This window comes from Kitasatospora sp. NPDC059973, assembly GCF_042737525.1.
Classification (GTDB): Bacteria; Actinomycetota; Actinomycetes; order Streptomycetales; family Streptomycetaceae; genus Kitasatospora.
In genome coordinates, this window is the sequence record NZ_JBHWUI010000001.1 from 134,058 (window position 1) to 152,337 (window position 18,280).

Sequence of the window (18,280 nt, forward strand, 5' to 3'; positions counted from 1 at the left end):
GCGATCGGCTCGCCGCGCTCTCCGCTGCCCTGGTCGCCAGAAGCGGTGTGGACCGGCCAGCGGGCCGGACTCGGCCGCGCGCGGGCCGGTCCACCCGGAGGTCCGCAGAGCCGGCCGGGCGGCATCGGGCATCGGCTCGGCGGTCACCGGCGCCACGGCGCGGGCGCTGCGGAGGGCGTCGAGTGCCTCGCCCCGTTCGCGGTGGGCACGGGGCCGGTCGCGATCACCGAAGGCGGCGGACCAGGCCGGCTGCACCGGCCGACGCGAGTGATCAGTTGGTTCTGATGTCCGGGATGGCGGTCGGGGCCGGCACGGGCTCCAGGGTGAAGCTCTGCCCGGCGGGAGGGTCTGCGCAGGGGAGCTGGCGTGCGAGGACGCCCGGGGTGCCGATATCGCCCGGGATGGTCACGCAGGCGTTGCTGTGGACCAGCTGGATGAGGTAGCTGCCGGCGCCTCCCGGCGACGCGCGCAGCCGGAACCGTTCCGCGGTCCCCCGCCGGCCGCAGTAGTCGTTCATCAGACGGGCGCCGTCGGCGAGGAGTGCGGCCTCCACTCCCAGGCAGCCGTGACCCATCACCGGATGGAGGGAGCGGATCGTGTACTGGCCGCCGCCGGCCGGCTCGAAGACGTAGGTGGGCACATTGCCCGGGCACGCGAACTGCCCTACCTCCCCGCCGCTTTCGTGCGTGGTCGACTCCCCCAGGCAGAGTCCGGAGCCCACCGGCCGGATCAGATACGCGCCCGCCGCGACCGGTGCCCGTTCCTGGGCGCCGGAGGAGGGAGCGGGCGCGGCCGGGCGGTGCGCACGGTCGTGGAGGAAGGCCGCCCCGCCCGCCACGGCGGCCGCCAGTGCCAGGACCACCACGATCGGAGTAGCGCTGCGCGGCAGCCGCCGGCGGGAGGGCGCGGGCGGTGCGGTCCGCGGGGCGCCGGGCAGCGTCTGCGGGGCGGGTGGGCCGGCCTCGGCGGGGACGCCGGGCCCCGGGTGGGTGGCCTCGTGGGCCAGCCGCTCGCGTGCCGCGAGCCACACGGCCGGGTCCTCGCCGAGGCCGCAGGCCCGGACGAAGGCGTCGAGCAGTTCCGGTCGCGGCAGCAGGTCGTGGCGGAGCGCCTCGGCGATCGTGCTGCGCGGGAGCACGGCCCCGACCTCGGCAGCGCGGCGTTCCAGCGCCCTGTAGGTCAGCCCGGACCGTTGCCGAAGCTGTCGAAGACACGCGACGAACTCGGCCGTATCCCGCGCTAGGGAGGGATTCGGTGGCAAGGGTTGGGAACTCATACCCCGATCCTGGCGGAGCAGTCCGCGGCCAACCACGTTGATTCAAGACGTTGTTGGCCAGGATGAGGGCGGCGGTGCGGCCGGCGCCGTTGTCCCGCGGTCCGGGAGGTTCGGCTGGTCAGACCGAGTCCGGCGTGTCCGACCGTTCCCCGGACCGCCCAGGACAGTCCCGGACAGTCCCGGACACCTCGGCAACCTTGCCCGGCCGTGACCGCGGCGGCAAGGGTGAGGGCTCGCCGGGCCGGCCGGCTCGGCGACCCGCTCACGAGGAGTTCGCTTCATGACATCCCGTCTCCGAAAGACCGCACTCGCCGTCGGGCTGACGGCCGTGGCCTCGCTCTCGTTCCCGGCCGTGTCGGCGGCCGCGGCGCCGTCGTCGTCCGACCTCGCTGCCGTCACCTGCGGCAACGCGAACTGGCCGCACAGCAACCTGGACCCGGGCTCGGGCACGATCTCGGCGAGCAGTGCTCCGGTGCGGACCGGCCCGTACGGAGCGTGCACCCTGGTCGGCTCGTACTCCCAGGGCGTCCGGGTGGACTACGACTGCTACTCCGTCAACGACTACGGAAACACCTGGACCTACGTCCGGGGCCCGGCCGGCAGCGGCTGGATCTACGACGCCAACCTGAGCAACGGCGGCTCCAGCGTTCGCTGCTGACCCAGACCGGACGCAGCGGCCGGCCCGGGCGGGGGCACCGGGGGTGCGGGGCCGGTCACGCGCCCGCGGGCGCCCTCCCGGGCGTGGATCGGCTGCCGGTCCGGCCGCCCGCGCCCGCCGGGCCCCTGCTTGGCCGCAGTGGAATCCTTCCGTCCGGCGGATATGTCGGGCGAACACTTCTGGTGGTTTCCCACCCGACTGCGTACCGCGGGACCCGCAGGCGGGTCGGCCGGCCGGTGGCGGCGAGGCCTCCGCGACCGTCTCGCGGGGTCGGCACCTCCGGGTGGACCACCGCTAGGAGACCGGGATCGGGTCTCGCCAGATGTCCATCGGAACGGCGCGGACGGCGCGGCCGTCCGAGCCCAGGATCCGTCCCATCCTCTTCACGGTGCGCAGTGACACGCGGCGCTCGGCCACTCGCAGGTCGGGGAACCTGCGGGCGAGTGCGGCTTCCAGTCGCTGGACGTCGGCGAGGGAGCGCTGCCAGACGGAGAGGATGAGGTTGTGCCGGCCGGTGACGGCTACGCACAGCCGGATCTCGGGGAGCCTGGCGAGTTGGGGACCGACCTCGTCGAGCCGGTCCGGAGGGATGTCGGCCCGGAAGGTCGCCAGGACCGGTCGGCCGGCGTCTCCGGCGGCGATCTCGCAGCGGAAGCGGATCGCGTCGGAGGCGGCCAGCCGGTCGAGGCGGCGGCGCAGCGTGGACGGGCTGAGCCCGGTGGCGGCGGCCAGCTCGGCTTGGCCGAGGCGGCCGTCGGCGCCCAGCCTGATGAGCAACTCCCGGTCTTCGTGGCGGATTTCGGCCCGTACTGGGGAGGACATCCCGTAGCCCGTCGGGTGGTCGTCGTGGAGTTCCAGGCGCTGGGCGGGGTCGAGTGAGTCCAGTCGCCAGCGGATCCCCTCGGCGTAGAAGCCGGTCGCCAGGTGGGTGCGGACGGCGGTGATCCCCGGGAGCCTGCCCAACCGTTCGGCGGTGTACCGGGAGACCGTCGCCAGGTCGGTGAAGGCCGCGGCGATGACGAGGTCGCAGCCCTGGGAGAGGTGTTCGACGCTCATCACGTGCGGGTCCTCGGCCAGCTCGTCGGCGATCTGCCGGATCCGGTCGGGAGCGCAGTCGATGTCGAGGTACGCGACGCAGCCAGGGTCCTCGGGGTGGGGCAGGCCGTAGGCGGTCACCCAGGCGATCCCGGCCTCCGAGAGCCGTCGCCAGCGGCGCGCGGCGGTGACCGGGCTGATCCCGAGGGTCTGGCCGAGCAGCGACCAGGGTGCCCGGGGCCGCAGCTGCATCGCGTTCACCAGGGCGAGATCCAGCTCGTCCACTGTCTCCTCGGAGCCGGTCACCGTCGACTGCCGGTTGGTTCGTTCATCGAAGGGCCTCTTCGTGGCGTGATCCTGCGAAATCGCGGGAATCCCCCGCTGCGGGCTCCAGAATCGCGGAACAAGATCGCTCCGCACAAGTTCCCGCCCCGCGCGGGCCCGATGGAGGTACCTGTGTCCCTACACGACGACGCCCTGGCTCTGGCTCCCGACCTGGTCCGGCTCCGCCACGACCTCCACCGGTTCCCCGAGCTGGGCCTTGACCTCCCGCGCACCCAGGAGCGGGTGCTGCGGGCTCTCGAGGGACTGCCGCTGGAAGTACGTCAGGGCTCCGCGCTGAGTTCGGTCACCGCGGTGCTGCGCGGCGGGCTACCGGGGCCGGCGGTGCTCCTGCGCGCCGACATGGACGGACTGCCGGTCATCGAGAAGGCCCCGCTGCCGTTCGCGTCCGACAACGGTGCCATGCACGCCTGCGGACACGATCTGCACACCGCCATGCTCACGGGCGCCGCACACTTGCTCGCCGCACGGCGGGAGCGGCTCCACGGCGACGTGGTCTTCATGTTCCAGCCCGGCGAGGAGGGCTGGGACGGCGCCGGAGCCATGCTGGCCGAGGGCGTTCTGGACGCAGCGGGCACGCGCCCGGTCGCCGCATACGCCCTGCACGTGGCGTCGACCATGCCGCACGGGGAGTTCAGCTCCCGGCGCGGGCCGATCCTTGCCGCCTCCGATGCGCTGAACGTCACCCTCCACGGTGCGGGCGGGCACGGCTCGGTACCTCACCGGGCCAAGGACCCCGTCCCGGCGGCCTGCGAGACGGTCACCGCCCTGCAGACCATGGTGACCCGCCGCTTCGACGTGTTCGATCCGGTGGTGCTCACCGTCGGACTCCTCCGGGCCGGTACCCAGCGCAACATCATCCCCGAGACCGCCTACTTCGAGGCGACCGTGCGCACCTTCTCCGCCGAGACGCGGGCCAAGGTCACCGACACCGTGGTGGAGCTGGTGCGGGCCGTCGCGGCTGCCCACGGCCTGCGGGCCGAGATCGAGTACCTTCCCGGGTACCCGGTGACGGTGAACGACGGGGCCGAGACCGATTTCCTCGGGGACACCGTCCGGGAGGTCTTCGGCGAGGAACGCTTCCGGACGATGGCCAACCCGATGACCGGGTCGGAAGACTTCTCCCGGGTACTCGACGCCGTTCCGGGGTCGTTCGCGTGGCTCGGCGCCGCCCCGAAGGGGAGCGATCCCGACACCCTGCCGCTCAACCACTCTCCCTACGCCGAGTTCGACGACGCGGTGCTCCCCGACGGAGCGGCGCTCTACGCCGAACTCGCCACCCGCCGTCTCGCGGCCTGAACCCCTGCCCGAGGAAGAAACGATCAAGCACATGACCGAACCGCGCGACGTGGTCGAGCAGCAGCTCACCGCCTACAACAACCACGACATCGACGCCTTCGTCGCCACCTACGCCGAGGACGTCCTCGTTCTGCGGCGGGACGGCAGCCGGCTGGAAGGCCGTCAGGCCCTGCGCGACACCTACACCCGGCAGTTCGCCGCGGGCCGCTGCCGGGCGGAGATCGTGGGACGGCTCACTGAGGGCGACTGGGTGGTCGACCACGAAGTCGCCCACGGCCTGTCCGACGAACCGGTCCGCGTCCTGGTGGCCTACCGGGTCCGCGAAGGCCTCATCGACCGCGTCGAGTTCCTCGGCTGAGCCGCCTGGGCGTGCGGTGATGTGCGGGCGCTTGACTTCCCCTGAGCCCCGCTGAGCGGCCGGGTCGGCCGAACGGCCCAGGAGCCCGGCATCGCCGCCGGAGGAGCAGCGACGGCAGGTCGGCCCGATCCCGGTGCCGGGCCGGTCAGCCGTTGCGGCGTTTGCCGAACTCCTCGATCAGTACGGGATACTGCTCCGCGCCGTGTCCGGCGGCGATCTGCTGTGCGAACGGCGCGTACGTCGCGGCGTCGACGCCGGCCGTCCTGAGCATGGCCGTGCCCTGGAGCCACGCGTTCAGGACGCTCCACATCATGACCAGGCCGGCCACGTCGTACAGAGCCGCGAGCCCATGGTCCGCCCCCAGGTAGGTGACGGTACCGAGCGTGCCGAGTGTCGACTCCCCACCGCCGCGTCACCAAGCGCGTCCAAGCCGTTCTCCTCGCCCGCGACGCCGGCGTCATCAACTGACTTTGACGAGGCGGCCGTCGACGAAGGTGCCCCAAGCGGTCGGGCCCTGAGAGGCCATCCAGCGGGTCACCACCGAGAACACCACGCTCAAGCAGCGGGTCCGCCGGCTCACGACCGACAACCGCACGCTCGACGGGCGGCTCAAGGCCACTCGCTCCCATCTGCGTTGCCCACACTGCCGCGTCGCCGGCCGCGAAGCCCCGCTGTCCGCGCCAGGACGACACTCGTCTCCCGGCAGCCGAGGGGGGGCTCCGCCGGTCTGCCGGCGGGAGGACTGTTTCGGTCAGGTCATCGTGACGACGACCTTGCCGGCCTTCGCGCGGCCCTTCTCGACGTACTCCATCGCCTCCCCGGTCCGGTCGAAGGGGAAGACACGGTCGACCACCGGGCGGATCTTTCCGGCGTCGATGAGCGCGGTGAGTTCGCGCAGCTGGTCGCCGCCGGCCTTCATGAACAGGAACGAGTACGTCACGCCGCGGCGCCGGGCGCGGCGCCGGGTCCTGAAGCTCAGCGCGCTCATCACGAGCCGCAGGGCCGCGTTCGCGCCCAGCTCGCGGGCGAACGCGGCGTCCGGAGGGCCTGCGACGCTGATGACCGTCCCGCCGGGCTTGAGCACCCGCAGCGACTTCTCCAGCGTCTCACCGCCGAGGGTGTCCAGGACGACGTCGTAGCCGTCGAGGACGGACGCGAAGTCCTGCTTCCTGTAGTCGACGACGATGTCGGCGCCCAGCTCCTTCACCAGGTCGGTTTTGGCGGTGCTCGCGGTGGTGGCCACCTGCGCGCCCAGGTGTTTGGCCAGCTGGACGGCGATGGTGCCCACCCCGCCGGAGCCGGCGTGGACGAGGACCTTCTGGCCCGGCCGCACGTGTGCCCGTTCCACCAGTGCCTGCCAGGCGGTCAGGGCGACCAGGGGAAGGGAGGCGGCCTCCACCATGGTGAGTGCGGCCGGTTTGGGGGCGAGGTCGTCCTGGTGGACGGCGATGAGTTCGGCGAACGTGCCGATGCGGTCCTTGTCGGGCCGCGCGTAGACCTCGTCGCCCACCGTGAACCGGGTGACGGACGATCCCACCTGGACCACCACCCCGGCGAGGTCGTTGCCCAGGACGAGAGGGAGACGGTAGGGCAGGATCGCCTTGAAGGCCCCGTCGCGGAGCTTGACGTCGAGCGGGTTGACGCTCGCCGCGTGGATCCGGACCAGGACGTCGTCGGCGCCCACCCGGGGGTCGGGCATCTCACCGGCGTGGGGGCCGGCCTTGTCGCCGTACCGCTCGATCAGGAAGGCCTTCATCGTCGTCTCCGCTTCTCGTCCGGGAGGGGACGGGATCTCTGGTCCATGCTGGGCTTCTCCCAGTAACGGGACACTCTGTGGTGCTTGTTTCGGTGTTCCGGGGCCATTCGCCGATGCGGCGCTCTGCGCTCACCGGCTCGGCGTCCGTCGCGGGCCCGGGGCGGCGGCGACACTCCGGTCGCCGCCGCCCTCGGGTGTCAGGCCACTGGTGCGAGGGGGGCGATGACGCGGTTGGGGTCGCCGCCGCCCTCGGGTGTCAGGCCACCGGTGCGAGGGGGGCGATGACGCGGTTGGAGTCGCCGCCCTGGATGCCGCCCAGGGAGGCGGCGATCGCCTCGTGGGGAGCGCCGAGCGGCACCGCGCTGACCTTGGACAGGCGGCCGCGCCGGCGCTCCAGCCGGTGGCCGAGGTTCGCCGTGCCGAGCGCGTACTCGGACACGCGCAGACCCGTCCGGCGTCCAAAAGTCGTGTAACGCATCAGGTGTCCTTGCTCAAGGATCAACAGAGGAGGGAGGGAGGGTGCGGCGGGTGCGCTTCACGCCGCGTTCGGCGAGGCGGCAAGGCCTTGCTTGACGTACCGGGTGCTCTCGTCGGCGAGGATCTCGGGCAGGCCCGTCTCGATGCCGTGCAGGGCCTGGGCGGCGACCTCGGCGGGGTCGGCCTTCTGGTCGGCGGGAATCCCTGCGGCCATGTCGGTGTCCATGTATCCGACGTGCAGCGCGGAGACGGTGATGCCGCGCGGGGCCAGTTCCTCCCGGGCCGCGCCGGTCAGTGCCCACGCCGCGGCCTTCGCCGCCGCGTAGGACCCCAGGGCCGCCGGATGCAGCCACGACAGCACGGACAGGACGTTGAGCACGGCGCCGCCGCCGTTGGCCTCGATGACCGGGGCGAAAGCCCGTGTCACCGCGAGCGGGCCGAAGTAGTTCGTCTCCATCTCCAGACGCACCGCGTCCAGGCCGCCCGCGATCAGCGGCGTGGCGGTGGAGATGCCCGCGTTGTTCACCAGCAGCGTCGCGTCGGACGCGACGCGGGCAGCGGCCCGGATCGACTCCTCGTCCGTCACGTCCAGCCGCAGCGGGACGACACCCGGCAGGTCCACCGTCTCGGGGCGGCGGGCCGCCGCGTACACCTTCGCTCCGCGCTCCACGAGCTGGGCGGCCAGATGGCGGCCCAGTCCCCGATTGGCTCCGGTGACCACGGCGACCGCGTCCTTCAGTTCCATGTGCGCTCCCAGCGTCGCGGCGGCCCGACCGTCCGGGCCGCCCCCAATTAGATTACGCATCCAATCTAACCTGCGGCTAGGATAGATGCCAGTCGACTTCCAAATGGAGGTGCCCGATGGGCCGCGTATCGCAGGCGCAGGCGCGGGAGAACCGCAAGCGGGTCGTGGAGACCGCCTCACGGCTCTTCCGCGAGCAGGGCACGCACGTCAGTGTCGCCGACCTCATGAAGGCGGCCGGATTGACCCACGGAGCCTTCTACAAGCAGTTCGCCTCCAAGGAGGCCCTCATCGACGAAGCCACCACCCACGCGTTCGAGGAGCTCACCCAGCGCCGCGGTGCCGGACTCGAGCAGCACGCTGGGCAGCGCGAGGCCGCCCGGCGAGCCCTCGTCGACATCTACCTCTCCACGGAGCACCGCGACGACGTGGCAGAGGGCTGCCCCACCGCCGCACTGGCCGCCGACATGGCGCGCGAACCCGGCGCCCGCGACGCCCACCGCGCCTACACCGAAGGAGTGAGCGACTTCGCCAAGTGGCTCGCCACCGAGGACCAGGACGGCATCGCCCAGCTCTGCACGATGGTCGGCGCACTCGTCCTGGCCCGCGCCACCAAGGGCTCCCCGCTCTCCGAGCAGATCCTCACCACCGCGCGCGCAGCCCTGACGGCAACCAGCTGATCCGCACAGCCAGGCTGGTCGGCGCGGTGCTCGACAACCCAGCGCTCGCGGCCCAGGCGACGCGACCGAGAACCGCCCCGAACGGACGACACCAGCTCGTACCGCGACGCCGAAGCGGCCATGTCTCGGAGCGCAACCCCAGGCCGGCCGCTGCGCGGCGGGCGGTGGCCCCGCCTCACACCCGGCGCGCACGGTCGGATGCGGGCCACACGTAGGACAGGTCGTCCGGTTCGTCCGGGAAACGGGCCCGGTAGAAGGCCGGGTCCTTGCGGAGCAGCGCGGACCGGTGGCTGGCGTGGAACTCCGCGGCTCCCAGCCACGGAGGGAGTTCTCCCGCCGCCGCCAGCTCCGCCTGCGAGCGCACGGCGGGCGCCCCGGCCCCGTGTTCCGGCAGGCCGTCCCGGAGGCTGTCCGCGCAGGTGTCCCGGCGCCCCTCGGCGGTCCAGGCCCGGCAGATCTCCAGCCCGTACCGGACGAGCGCCTCCTCGTACCCGGCCCACATCCCTACGGCCGGATGGTGGCGCCAGCCGTACCCGGGGACGGTCAGCCCGCGAAGCACCTGGAGGGCCTCCACCCGCTGCTTGCCGAGCCGCCTCGGGTCCAGCACCGCGGCGGACTCAGCGAAGTCCGGGTAGGGCAGGAAGGTCTGCACCCCTCCATCGTGCCGGGCCCCTCCGGAGCGCGCGCGGCAACGCGGGCGCCCCGGCCGGCCGGATCAGTGGCCCGGTTCGGGCTCGCCGAAGCGCCGGGCGCCCCGGGCGCCGGAAACGGCCGGAGCACCTCGTACAGGTGCAGGTCGGATCCGCTCAGTCCGCTGGTGGTGACGCTGACGATGACGTCGATCGGGTCCCTGCTCACGGGATCGGGTCCCTCTTCGGTCCTCATGTCCCGCTGGCCGTGCGCCGGCTGACAGCTTTCACTGTGTCCCTTGCCAGGGGGGCAATCACTCGTCGGGTCGGTCGCTCGTGGACTGCTCCCGATCCCCGCTCTCCTGCCGATCGGCCTTCCGGTCGGTCCGCTGTTCGGCGACCGGCTGTCCGGCGCGGACGGTCTTCGCCTCCCGGCCGCGGCCGTCCGACGGACCGCCCGGGGTCGCGGGGCTGTCGGGAGTCCCGGGGTGGCCGGGGTCGTCGTGGTGGTGACCGGGCACTCCGCCGGAGCCGCCCTGGGGGATGTCGTCCATGGCTCCTCCTCTTCGGGTACCGCGCGCCTGCCCGGGCGGTCCTGCGCCAAACGGGCACCGCGGCAGCCCGCCGGGCCCGGGAGGCGCCGAAGCGGTGGGGGGCCCTGCGCCAAACAGGCCCCTCTACCCCGGGCTGGCGGAAGGATTCGGGTGAATATGCGTGCGCCCCCGGGGCAACCGGTTGCTCGACACCGACTGCGGAGGTTCCGATGGTTCCCCTTCTTCTCGTTCTCCTGCTGGCCCTGCTGCTCTTCGGCGCCGGGTTCGCACTCAAGATTCTCTGGTGGGTGGCGATTGCCGTACTCGTGCTGTGGCTGGTGGGTTTCGTGGCCCGTGGCACGCACTCCTCGGGCCGGCGCCACCGCTGGTACCGCTGGTAGGTCACATCCGCAGATCAGGCTCGGCGGGGCGCACGCGTGAAGCGGGCGCCCCGCCGCCGTGCGTGCGGCCCCGTCAGCCGGCCGTCGTTCCCGCCGGACGGGAGCCGTCGTCACGACGGTCCTGAGCGGCCGGCCCGGCGCTCTGCTCGGCTGTCCGGCACGTGTAGCAGGTGTTCCAGCGCGCCTGGCGCCAGGGCTGCTCGGGGTCGGTGGGTCGGTGCGGGGCGAGGGTCATCTCGCCGGTGTCCAGGCCGCACAGGGTGAGGGGGCCGCAGACGCCCGAGGCCTCCGCCGGGGCGGCGTGTGCGCGGCGCACCGGGCCCTGCGGATCGGCCGGGGCGAAGTCCGCTTCCAGGAGCCGAATGTTGGTCGGGGTGTCCGGCTCCAGCACGGTGACGATGTCCATCTCCTCAACCTGGCCGCAGGGACGGTCCGTCGCACCCCCACGGTGGCATCCGGACCAGCCCCGTCGCCCGGTGGGGGGAGCGGAGGGTGCGCGCACCCCCGGCACCCGGGTGCGGACGCCGCCCGGCCCGCGTCCGTCCCGTGGACCTGCGCCGGCTCCGAGCCGGCACCGCCCCGTTTCCTGCCCCGACCGGTGGGAAGACGCGCGGCATGGACCAGTCCCAGGCACCGGTACTCGAAGCCCTCGCGGCATTCCACGCCAACCCGCTGACCGCCTTCACCCCGCCCGGCCACAAGCAGGGCCGCGGCGCCGACCCCCGCGTACTGGAGACCCTGGGCACGGGCGTCTTCCGCGCGGACGTCCTGGCCACGGGCGGCCTGGACGACCGCCTCGATACGCGAGGCATCCTCCAGCACGCCCAGGAACTGATGGCGGAGGCCGTCGGTGCCGACCACACGTTCTTCTCCACCTGCGGCAGCTCCCTGTCGGTGAAGGCCGCGATGCTCGCCGTCGCCGGCCCCCACGAGACGCTGCTGGTGGGCCGGGACGTGCACAAGTCCGTCGTCGCCGGACTCATCGTCGCCGGGATCCGGCCGCTGTGGGTCGATCCCCAGTGGGACGCGGACCTGCACCTCGCGCACCCCCCGACCGCCGAGTCCTTCAAGGCGGTGTTCGACGAACACCCGGACGCCCGCGGCGCCCTGGTGACCTCGCCCACCCCCTACGGGACATGCGCCGACCTGGAGGCGATCGCCAGGGTGTGCCATGACCGCGGCAAACCGCTGATCGTCGACGAGGCCTGGGGCGCGCACCTGCCCTTCCACCCCCGGCTGCCGCGCTGGGCGATGGACGCGGGGGCGGACGTCTGCGTCACCTCCGTCCACAAGATGGGATCGGCCCTGGAGCAGAGTTCCGTCTTCCACCTGCAGGGCGACCTGATCGACCCGGCCGTCCTCAAGCAGCGCGAGGACCTGCTCGGCACCACCAGCCCCTCCACCCTGATCTACGCCGCTCTCGACGGCTGGCGCCGCCAGATGGTCCAGCACAGCCGCGCCCTCTACGACCGCACCCTCGACCTGGCCGACACGACCCGCGCCCGGATCGACGCCCTGGAGGGTCTGCACGTCCACGGCCGCGACGACTTCTGCGCACCGGGCCTCGCCGCCGACCTCGACCCGCTCCAGGTCATCGTCGACATCTCCGCACTCGGCACCACCGGCTACCGCGCCGCCGACTGGCTGCGCTCCCACCACCAGATCACCCTGCACGTCTGCGACCACCGCCGCGTCAGCGCCCAACTCACCCACGCCGACGACACCACGACCGCCGACACCCTCATCCGCGCACTGACCGAACTGGCCGAGAGCGCCCCGGATCTGCGGCCGGCGCCCCGTGTCCACATTCCCGCCCCTGGGGACCTGCGCCTGGCGCAGGTCATGCTGCCTCGCGACGCGTTCTTCGGCCCCACCGAACAGGTGCCCATCGAGAAGGCGTCCGGCCGAATCACCGCCGAGATGCTCACCCCCTACCCGCCGGGCATCCCCGCCGCCCTCCCGGGCGAACGCCTCAACGACGACGTGATCGACTACCTGCGCAGCGGCGTCGACGCGGGCATGCTCGTCCCCGACAGCGCCGACCCCGAACTCGCGTCCCTGCGCGTCGTGGTCGAGACCTGATACTTGTCTGAGAGATCCCCATGCCCCCCGACACAGGCCGCACCGGACACGGCGGCCAGGACGGCTCCCGCGGGCTCGACCCGGCGGGCGTCCTGGTCCGACAGATCACCTCCGCGCTGGCCGCCGCCGGCCACAGCGTCGCGGCGGCCGAATCCCTCACCGGCGGCCGCCTCGCCATGGCGCTGTCGGACGCGCCCGGCTCCGGCGCGACATTCCTCGGCGGAGTCGTCGCCTACGCCACTGACCTCAAGACCGGGCTGCTGCACGTCGATGCCGCCCTGGTCGGCGAGGTCGGAGCCGTCCATCCCGAGGTGGCCGCCCAGATGGCACAGGGCGTGCGCGCCCTCACCCAGGCCACCTACGGCCTGGCCACCACCGGTGTGGCCGGCCCCGCCCCGCAGGACGGCCAACCGGTGGGCACCGTCTTCGTGGCCGTCGCCGCCCCGCACGCCACGATCACCACCCAGCCCGAGCCGCGCTCCGGGCACCGCAACGACATCCAGAACGACGCGGTCCTCGCCGCCCTGCAGCTCCTCCACGACCTGCTGCGACCCGACTGATCAGCACGGACACAGTTCGGGCGCACAGGCGTGGCGCAGTCGGGGAAGAGTCTCCGCGTCGGCGAGGGCTGTCTTCCCCCTTAGCCGGGGGGGGGACGGGCCGCTCCCCCTCTACCCGTGGAGCGCTTCCCGCCGTGCCCGGACCGTGCTCGGACCGGCGGGCGCGTCTCACCCGAGCGGAGGCGCGTCAGCCAGCTCGAAGGCCGCAGCGGGTGGCCACGCGGGCCGGGAGAGGATCGTCGTCAAGGGAATGCACAGGTACAGGGCCTCCCACAGACGTCGGCAGGCCCGACCGAGCGCCTCGCCCGCCAGCGCCGACTCCACACGCCGCAGACACGCGACCGCTTCCTCCACCGTCGCCGCCTCCACGACACTCCGCGGCCTGCCGGAACGGTCGCGCAGCGCGTTCTCGACAGCCACGGCCAGGTGCTGGCGGTCCGGCGTCTGCGGCGGCCGGCCGACTGCGGACCGCAGACGACGCGCCACCTCCGCGGCCGCATCGCCGGACCGCCGATCGAAGAGCGGCACCCCGTGGTCGAGGACGGCCGCCGCCAGGACCAGGAGGCCTTCGTCGACCCGTAGGGCCGCTCGCCGCCGCCCCTGCCCGGGCTCCCCGCCGTCTGGGCGGCCGGGGGAATCGGTTCGCTGTGCCGTTGCGTGCTCCATAACCGCAGGCTGCTGCCGAGTCACACGCCGTGGCCAGCCCAGCGCACCCGTCCAGGTGAGCCGCGCCCGGGACGTCGAAGGGGCCGCGGCGCCGTTTCGCCCGAGCAGGCCTCCTTGCCCACCCGAGGAGCCGCTCGGCGCCCCTACCGCCCGCGAGGTCACGGTGGTCCTGGCGCGTCTCCCGCCGACGCACTCGACCACGGGACGCACGGCGCCCGCTACGCCCTGTTCGGGACGCTCGGCCTGGATCCCGTGTCCCGATCACCGCCGCCGCCCGCTACCGGCACGGCCTCCTCGTCTGGTCCGCCTGACCATCTCCGGGGCGGGCCGCCCGGCTACCGTCCGGCCGGCTTCGGTGCCTCCAACTCGGTGTGGTGGACGGTGAAGCCACCCCGCAGGACCGGGGCGAACGGCGCCGGCGCCATACAGGTGCCGACCACCGGCTGGTACGGCTTCCCGTCGGCCCCCGTGTCCATGTTCGCCACGCCCCAGGAGAACCCGAGCCGACCGTCGCCGTGCCCGGTGCCCTGGTAGACGCTCAGGCCTATCCGCTCACCGGTGTTGCCCACGTCCGACCTGGTGACGACAGCCGTCAGCGTGGCGACCGGGCCGCCGGTGCTCAGGCAGTCCACCTCCGCCTCGGCGCTGTAGACCTCCCCGGTGGCGGCCCTCCGGTGGGAGTAGCGGATGGTGCCCCGGGCGTCGGTGGGCAGCCCCTCGGACGCCTGGGTACCCGGCAAGGGGCGGGTGTACGGCTCCGCCCAGGCATCGAGGGTGAACCGGATCTCGTCGTCCGGAGTGATCGCGTACCAGATACGGGCCGTACCACTGACGCTCGCAGGACGACCGGGCCGCCCGTCCTGCGGCACGGACGGGCCCGCAGCGGGGCCGGTGGCACCGGTGGCCGACGCCGGAGCGATCCCCGCGAGCCCGGCAAGGGCCAGCCCGGCAGCGGCGGCACCCCGGACGACACGGGCGCTGACGCGGGCACGGCTACGCATACGGAACATGGTGGGCTTCCCTCCTCCGGGCGGCCCCGTCGGCCGCCGTCCTGATGCCCCTAACCCTCGCCTCCCCACCCCCTCCCGCACATGTGCCGATCGGCATGAACGGGGCCGCCTTCCCGGGGCGTTGAACCCTGCCGATCGGCACGGCGCAACGCTCCGGGAGAGGCCCCGGCGACCTCAGCCCCCCGATGCCCGGTCACGCCCCCGCCCGCTCGACGGCCCCGCGGGGATTCCTCCGTCGGCTCGTCGCAGTCGAAGCCGTGGACGCCGTGCGGCACGTCGACCGGCCGCCCCTCCGGTGGCGAGCGCACCGGAGGGGTCCGCGTTCGGCGGTACGCGCCGGAGAGCGCGGGCACGAGGCTTTTCCGGCGCATTCGATTTCGGGGGACGGAATGCCGTGTACGCCGCCCGGCGCCTTGGATTGCAAGGTGGGCGTGGTACGTCACGTTTACGGCGCTGCCGGAGGAGCCAGGGTGCCGCCGGTAGCGGGACACCTTTTCCCGGGGAGACACCGGTGCCGACGGGGGTGCGGATGCTTTGTCAACTGACCTTCCATAGAGGGGCGTTGGTGATCCGGCGAGCTCGGGTCCGGCGGGCCCCGAGGAAGGCTGTCGCACAACCGGAGGTGAAGAAATCCACCACGGGAGGCCGTGACCTGCTAGAGTTGCTCTTAGTTGCAGTAGTGGTTCCCATGAACTTTGTGTGCGCCTGCTGATGTTTCGCAGGCGCATTTTTGTTTCCCGGCTCTTCCCCGGGTGGGTGCTCATCGCGGCGACTCGAAGCACGCACGGTGCGTGCTTCGGACAGCCCCTTGAAGGAGATTTCTTTATGGCTAATGGCACTGTGAAGTGGTTCAACGCGGAAAAGGGCTTCGGCTTCATCGAGCAGGAGGGTGGCGGCCCCGACGTCTTCGCCCACTACTCGAACATCAACGCCAACGGCTTCCGCGAGCTGCTCGAGGGCCAGAAGGTCGAGTTCGACGTCACGCAGGGCCAGAAGGGCCCGCAGGCCGAGAACATTCGTCCGCTGTAGTTTCTGCCACGGCACCCGCCTGGTAGCGAGGGGCCCGCACCGCGTACTTGATGCCCGGTGCGGGCCCTTCGGCATTGCGCCACGACGCGCATCCCAAGGCCGTTCAGGCCCCTGGCTCCGCCACCGGCGGCCATCCCCACGCGAGACGCCCAGCGCCGCGTCCGGATCGGCGCCCTGCCGTGAGATCTCACGGTTCGAGGTTCTTCGCTCCCGCCCCCTTCGCGGTGAGCGCCGACCGTAGGTGACGTGCCGCACGGTTCTACCGTCCACGCTCCGCCCGTCACACTTTCGGCCCGTTCCCTTGCGGTCTCCGCCGGCGCCTCCGCGCCACGGAGCCTTCCTCGTGACGTGCCGCCCTGAGGAAGGTCTCCCACATGAACCGCTCCAGTCGCTCGTCGTACCAGAACGCCAACTCCCGCTCCTCCGCAGGCTCCCGCTCCGGCGGCAGCTCCTTCTACGGCGACCGGCCCGCCGGCGGCCGGTACTCCTCCGGCGGCCGGGGCTCCCGTCAGGGCTCGTCCCCGCAGGGCGAGTTCGCGATGCCGGTCAGCACCACCCCGGCGCTGCCGGCCGTCGAAGCGTTCGACGAGCTGGACATGCCGAAGGCGCTGCTGTCGGTCCTCACCCGCCAGGGCGTCACCTCGCCGTTCCCGATCCAGGCCGCGACGCTCCCGAACTCGCTGGCGGGCCGCGACGTCCTCGGACGAGGCCGCACCGGCTCCGGCAAGACCATCGCCTTCGGCCTCGCCGTCCTGGCCCGCACCGCCGGGCGCAAAGCCGAGCCGCGCCGCCCGCTGGCCCTGGTCCTGGTCCCCACCCGCGAACTCGCCCAGCAGGTCACCGACGCCCTCACCCCCTACGCCCACGCGGTGCGCCTGCGGATGGCGACCGTGGTCGGCGGAATGTCGATCGGCCGCCAGGCCCAGACACTGAACCGCGGCGCCGAGGTCGTGGTAGCCACCCCCGGGCGGCTCAAGGACCTGATCCAACGCGGCGACTGCCAGCTCGACGGCGTCGGCATCACCGTGCTCGACGAGGCCGACCAGATGGCCGACATGGGCTTCCTGCCGCAGGTCACCGAGCTCCTTGAGCAGGTCGCCGAGGGCTGCCAGACGATGCTCTTCTCCGCCACCCTGGACCGCAACGTCGACCGCCTGGTACGCCGCTTCCTCAAGGACCCGGTCACCCACTCGGTGGACCCGTCCGCCGGAGCGGTCAGCACCATGGAGCACCACGTGCTGCACGTCCAGAGCTTCGACAAGAACGCCACGATCGCCCACATCGCCTCGCGTGACGGCGGGGTGATCATGTTCATCGACACCAAGCACGGCGCGGACCGCCTGGTCGACGAGCTGCTCGCCAACGGCGTGAAGGCCGCGGCCCTGCACGGCGGCAAGTCCCAGCCCCAGCGCACCCGCACCCTGGAGCAGTTCCGCACCGGCCAGGTCACCGCCCTGATCGCGACCAACGTCGCCGCCCGGGGGATCCACGTCGACGGCCTGGACCTGGTCGTCAACCTGGACCCGCCGAACGACCACAAGGACTACCTCCACCGGGGCGGGCGCACCGCCCGGGCCGGCGAGTCCGGCACCGTCGTGACGCTGGTGCTCCCCAACCAGCGCCGCGAGATGGCCCGGATGATGACCACGGCCGCCATCACCCCCGTCACCACCCGGGTCGCCGCCGGCGACGAGGAACTGTCCCGCATCACCGGCGCCCGTGTGCCCACCGGCATCCCCACCGTGATCGCCGACCCCGTCGCCGAACGCCCCCGCCGCAGCGCGTCCACCAGCCGTGGCCGCCGCGGCCGCCCCGCAGGCGGCTCCGGCGACACCCGGTCTGCCGCAGGCCGCGACAACCGGGGCACCTCCGGCCGCCGCCGCGCGCCCGGGCGCGTGGCCCTCGCCGCGTAGCACCCGCCGGGCCCGGTGCTCACAGCGCACCGGGCCCGCGCGGTTCGCCGCCTCGGCGACACCGGCTTCCCGCGACGCCCCGCACGCGCGAGCCACCGACAGCGCCCCGCCCCGGCTGACCCCGCCGGCCCGTCCCACCGACGTGCCACGATCGCCCGCCGGGCTCGCCGGACTCGCCGGACCCGCCGGGCGAAAGACGGCGAGGACGGCCGCTGCGCCCCGGTCTGCCGACCGGCCTGCACCTGGCGCCGTTTCCGGCCCGGTCCTCGTCCACCGAGCGCTCCCCCGTACGCGACATCGTTCTCGACCGCGCCCCGTTCGCCACGCCGGGCATACCCGCCGACACGAAGTCCCCCCGGGCTCAGCAGCCTCGGGCTACCCGCTGCCCCGGCCACCGGCGGCCTTCTCCCCTCGGGGCGCTGCTCCGCGGCGGTGCGACCTCACGCGAACCCGGGCATGGTCTCCTGGGTGAAGACCGCCGCAGGGTCCGCGCCCACGAGCAGGACCTGGTCCACGCCGGTACGGCGCAGCAGAGCCGCGACGGGTGCGGTCGGACGCATCAGGTGAAGCTCCGACCCCGCTTCGCGGGCGCGCAGGTGGGCGCGGATGAGGGCGTTGAGGCCGCCGGAGTCGCAGAACGCCACCCGGGACATGTCGACCACCAGCTTCCCGGGAACGGCCGGCGCGTCCAGGACGCTCTCCACGGCGGCGCTCAGCAGTGGACCGGTGGTCTGGTCGAGGTCGCCCGCCGCGTCTAGCACCACGTCGCCCGCGTCCGGCCTCAGGCGGACATCGAGGGCAGGAGGTCGACTCTCCTCGGAGACGGTCACCGTT

The 18,280-nt window shown here is 73.0% G+C and carries 21 protein-coding genes; 9 read left to right on the plus strand and 12 right to left on the minus strand.

Annotated features, from left to right (window positions below):
• Positions 1–271: 271 nt before the first annotated feature.
• Positions 272–1,276: a helix-turn-helix domain-containing protein gene (locus ACFWA9_RS00460; protein WP_380382039.1), complete on the minus strand. Its 1,005-nt coding sequence runs from the start codon at positions 1,274–1,276 to the stop codon at positions 272–274.
• Positions 1,277–1,556: 280 nt separating this feature from the next.
• On the opposite strand from ACFWA9_RS00460, the gene ACFWA9_RS00465 reads away from it, so the two are divergent.
• Positions 1,557–1,934: a hypothetical protein gene (locus ACFWA9_RS00465; protein WP_380382041.1), complete on the plus strand. Its 378-nt coding sequence runs from the start codon at positions 1,557–1,559 to the stop codon at positions 1,932–1,934.
• A gap of 294 nt (positions 1,935–2,228) precedes the next feature.
• On the opposite strand, the gene ACFWA9_RS00470 is transcribed toward ACFWA9_RS00465, so the two are convergent.
• Positions 2,229–3,254: an Lrp/AsnC family transcriptional regulator gene (locus tag ACFWA9_RS00470; protein ID WP_380382043.1), complete on the minus strand. Its 1,026-nt coding sequence runs from the start codon at positions 3,252–3,254 to the stop codon at positions 2,229–2,231.
• A 171-nt stretch (positions 3,255–3,425) separates the two neighbouring features.
• Here ACFWA9_RS00470 and ACFWA9_RS00475 point away from each other — a divergent pair, with 171 nt between their 5' ends.
• A complete protein-coding gene (locus ACFWA9_RS00475; protein WP_352291350.1) occupies positions 3,426–4,610 on the plus strand; it encodes a M20 family metallopeptidase in 1,185 nt (394 codons plus the stop codon).
• Positions 4,611–4,641: 31 nt separating this feature from the next.
• Positions 4,642–4,968: a nuclear transport factor 2 family protein gene (locus ACFWA9_RS00480; RefSeq protein WP_380382045.1), complete on the plus strand. Its 327-nt coding sequence runs from the start codon at positions 4,642–4,644 to the stop codon at positions 4,966–4,968.
• Positions 4,969–5,113: 145 nt separating this feature from the next.
• Here ACFWA9_RS00480 and ACFWA9_RS00485 read toward each other — a convergent pair whose 3' ends face one another.
• The 4 genes from ACFWA9_RS00485 to ACFWA9_RS00500 form a co-directional block, all read right to left on the minus strand.
• Positions 5,114–5,332, minus strand: a complete 219-nt coding sequence (locus tag ACFWA9_RS00485; RefSeq protein ID WP_380382121.1) for a hypothetical protein — start codon at positions 5,330–5,332, stop codon at positions 5,114–5,116.
• A 387-nt stretch (positions 5,333–5,719) separates the two neighbouring features.
• A complete protein-coding gene (locus ACFWA9_RS00490; RefSeq protein ID WP_380382047.1) occupies positions 5,720–6,724 on the minus strand; it encodes an NADP-dependent oxidoreductase in 1,005 nt (334 codons plus the stop codon).
• Between the two features lie 256 nt (positions 6,725–6,980).
• Entirely contained in the window at positions 6,981–7,202 is a 222-nt protein-coding gene (locus tag ACFWA9_RS00495; RefSeq protein ID WP_380382049.1) for a hypothetical protein, read from the minus strand.
• A 57-nt stretch (positions 7,203–7,259) separates the two neighbouring features.
• On the minus strand, positions 7,260–7,946 hold the full coding sequence (locus tag ACFWA9_RS00500) for an SDR family oxidoreductase (RefSeq protein ID WP_380382051.1): 687 nt from the start codon (positions 7,944–7,946) through the stop codon (positions 7,260–7,262).
• Positions 7,947–8,062: 116 nt separating this feature from the next.
• Here ACFWA9_RS00500 and ACFWA9_RS00505 point away from each other — a divergent pair, with 116 nt between their 5' ends.
• Positions 8,063–8,623, plus strand: coding sequence for a TetR/AcrR family transcriptional regulator (locus ACFWA9_RS00505; RefSeq protein WP_380382053.1), 561 nt, complete (start codon positions 8,063–8,065; stop codon positions 8,621–8,623).
• A 175-nt stretch (positions 8,624–8,798) separates the two neighbouring features.
• Here ACFWA9_RS00505 and ACFWA9_RS00510 read toward each other — a convergent pair whose 3' ends face one another.
• Complete coding sequence (locus ACFWA9_RS00510) at positions 8,799–9,275, minus strand: MSMEG_6728 family protein (protein WP_380382055.1); 477 nt, start codon at positions 9,273–9,275, stop codon at positions 8,799–8,801.
• 291 nt (positions 9,276–9,566) lie between these two features.
• On the minus strand, positions 9,567–9,806 hold the full coding sequence (locus ACFWA9_RS00515) for a hypothetical protein (RefSeq protein ID WP_380382057.1): 240 nt from the start codon (positions 9,804–9,806) through the stop codon (positions 9,567–9,569).
• Positions 9,807–10,015: 209 nt separating this feature from the next.
• On the opposite strand from ACFWA9_RS00515, the gene ACFWA9_RS00520 reads away from it, so the two are divergent.
• Positions 10,016–10,186 (plus strand): hydrophobic protein, encoded by a 171-nt coding sequence (locus tag ACFWA9_RS00520; protein ID WP_329485246.1) that lies wholly within the window; start codon positions 10,016–10,018, stop codon positions 10,184–10,186.
• A 73-nt stretch (positions 10,187–10,259) separates the two neighbouring features.
• Here ACFWA9_RS00520 and ACFWA9_RS00525 read toward each other — a convergent pair whose 3' ends face one another.
• The gene (locus ACFWA9_RS00525; RefSeq protein WP_380382059.1) at positions 10,260–10,592 is read right to left on the minus strand and encodes a hypothetical protein; all 333 of its coding nucleotides are present in this window, start codon (positions 10,590–10,592) and stop codon (positions 10,260–10,262) included.
• A gap of 209 nt (positions 10,593–10,801) precedes the next feature.
• Between ACFWA9_RS00525 and ACFWA9_RS00530 the strand changes: the two genes are divergently transcribed.
• Both ACFWA9_RS00530 and ACFWA9_RS00535 read left to right on the plus strand, forming a co-directional pair.
• On the plus strand, positions 10,802–12,268 hold the full coding sequence (locus tag ACFWA9_RS00530; protein ID WP_380382061.1) for an aminotransferase class I/II-fold pyridoxal phosphate-dependent enzyme: 1,467 nt from the start codon (positions 10,802–10,804) through the stop codon (positions 12,266–12,268).
• 20 nt (positions 12,269–12,288) lie between these two features.
• Positions 12,289–12,828 carry a CinA family protein gene (locus ACFWA9_RS00535; protein WP_380382063.1) on the plus strand — a complete coding sequence of 180 codons (540 nt, stop codon included), beginning with the start codon at positions 12,289–12,291 and terminating at the stop codon, positions 12,826–12,828.
• Positions 12,829–12,996: 168 nt separating this feature from the next.
• On the opposite strand, the gene ACFWA9_RS00540 is transcribed toward ACFWA9_RS00535, so the two are convergent.
• On the minus strand, positions 12,997–13,494 hold the full coding sequence (locus ACFWA9_RS00540) for a hypothetical protein (RefSeq protein WP_380382065.1): 498 nt from the start codon (positions 13,492–13,494) through the stop codon (positions 12,997–12,999).
• Positions 13,495–13,829: 335 nt separating this feature from the next.
• Positions 13,830–14,495, minus strand: a complete 666-nt coding sequence (locus tag ACFWA9_RS00545) for a hypothetical protein (protein WP_380382067.1) — start codon at positions 14,493–14,495, stop codon at positions 13,830–13,832.
• A gap of 834 nt (positions 14,496–15,329) precedes the next feature.
• Here ACFWA9_RS00545 and ACFWA9_RS00550 point away from each other — a divergent pair.
• Complete coding sequence (locus ACFWA9_RS00550) at positions 15,330–15,533, plus strand: cold-shock protein (RefSeq protein WP_030918248.1); 204 nt, start codon at positions 15,330–15,332, stop codon at positions 15,531–15,533.
• A gap of 374 nt (positions 15,534–15,907) precedes the next feature.
• Positions 15,908–17,446: a DEAD/DEAH box helicase gene (locus ACFWA9_RS00555; protein ID WP_380382069.1), complete on the plus strand. Its 1,539-nt coding sequence runs from the start codon at positions 15,908–15,910 to the stop codon at positions 17,444–17,446.
• 440 nt (positions 17,447–17,886) lie between these two features.
• On the opposite strand, the gene ACFWA9_RS00560 is transcribed toward ACFWA9_RS00555, so the two are convergent.
• The gene (locus ACFWA9_RS00560; RefSeq protein ID WP_380382071.1) at positions 17,887–18,276 is read right to left on the minus strand and encodes an STAS domain-containing protein; all 390 of its coding nucleotides are present in this window, start codon (positions 18,274–18,276) and stop codon (positions 17,887–17,889) included.
• Between the last annotated feature and the right edge of the window lie 4 nt (positions 18,277–18,280).

What these genes read in the sequence shown, in the direction of transcription:
- ACFWA9_RS00505 (WP_380382053.1), top strand. Translation starts at nt 8,063, where the DNA reads ATGGGCCGCGTATCGCAGGCGCAGGCGCGGGAGAACCGCAAGCGGGTC.
- ACFWA9_RS00535 (WP_380382063.1), top strand. Translation starts at nt 12,289, where the DNA reads ATGCCCCCCGACACAGGCCGCACCGGACACGGCGGCCAGGACGGCTCC.
- ACFWA9_RS00515 (WP_380382057.1), bottom strand. Translation starts at nt 9,806, where the DNA reads ATGGACGACATCCCCCAGGGCGGCTCCGGCGGAGTGCCCGGTCACCAC.
- ACFWA9_RS00545 (WP_380382067.1), bottom strand. Translation starts at nt 14,495, where the DNA reads ATGCGTAGCCGTGCCCGCGTCAGCGCCCGTGTCGTCCGGGGTGCCGCC.
- ACFWA9_RS00500 (WP_380382051.1), bottom strand. Translation starts at nt 7,946, where the DNA reads ATGGAACTGAAGGACGCGGTCGCCGTGGTCACCGGAGCCAATCGGGGA.
- ACFWA9_RS00540 (WP_380382065.1), bottom strand. Translation starts at nt 13,494, where the DNA reads ATGGAGCACGCAACGGCACAGCGAACCGATTCCCCCGGCCGCCCAGAC.
- ACFWA9_RS00480 (WP_380382045.1), top strand. Translation starts at nt 4,642, where the DNA reads ATGACCGAACCGCGCGACGTGGTCGAGCAGCAGCTCACCGCCTACAAC.
- ACFWA9_RS00550 (WP_030918248.1), top strand. Translation starts at nt 15,330, where the DNA reads ATGGCTAATGGCACTGTGAAGTGGTTCAACGCGGAAAAGGGCTTCGGC.
- ACFWA9_RS00530 (WP_380382061.1), top strand. Translation starts at nt 10,802, where the DNA reads ATGGACCAGTCCCAGGCACCGGTACTCGAAGCCCTCGCGGCATTCCAC.
- ACFWA9_RS00555 (WP_380382069.1), top strand. Translation starts at nt 15,908, where the DNA reads ATGAACCGCTCCAGTCGCTCGTCGTACCAGAACGCCAACTCCCGCTCC.
- ACFWA9_RS00520 (WP_329485246.1), top strand. Translation starts at nt 10,016, where the DNA reads ATGGTTCCCCTTCTTCTCGTTCTCCTGCTGGCCCTGCTGCTCTTCGGC.
- ACFWA9_RS00490 (WP_380382047.1), bottom strand. Translation starts at nt 6,724, where the DNA reads ATGAAGGCCTTCCTGATCGAGCGGTACGGCGACAAGGCCGGCCCCCAC.
- ACFWA9_RS00465 (WP_380382041.1), top strand. Translation starts at nt 1,557, where the DNA reads ATGACATCCCGTCTCCGAAAGACCGCACTCGCCGTCGGGCTGACGGCC.
- ACFWA9_RS00460 (WP_380382039.1), bottom strand. Translation starts at nt 1,276, where the DNA reads ATGAGTTCCCAACCCTTGCCACCGAATCCCTCCCTAGCGCGGGATACG.
- ACFWA9_RS00495 (WP_380382049.1), bottom strand. Translation starts at nt 7,202, where the DNA reads ATGCGTTACACGACTTTTGGACGCCGGACGGGTCTGCGCGTGTCCGAG.
- ACFWA9_RS00525 (WP_380382059.1), bottom strand. Translation starts at nt 10,592, where the DNA reads ATGGACATCGTCACCGTGCTGGAGCCGGACACCCCGACCAACATTCGG.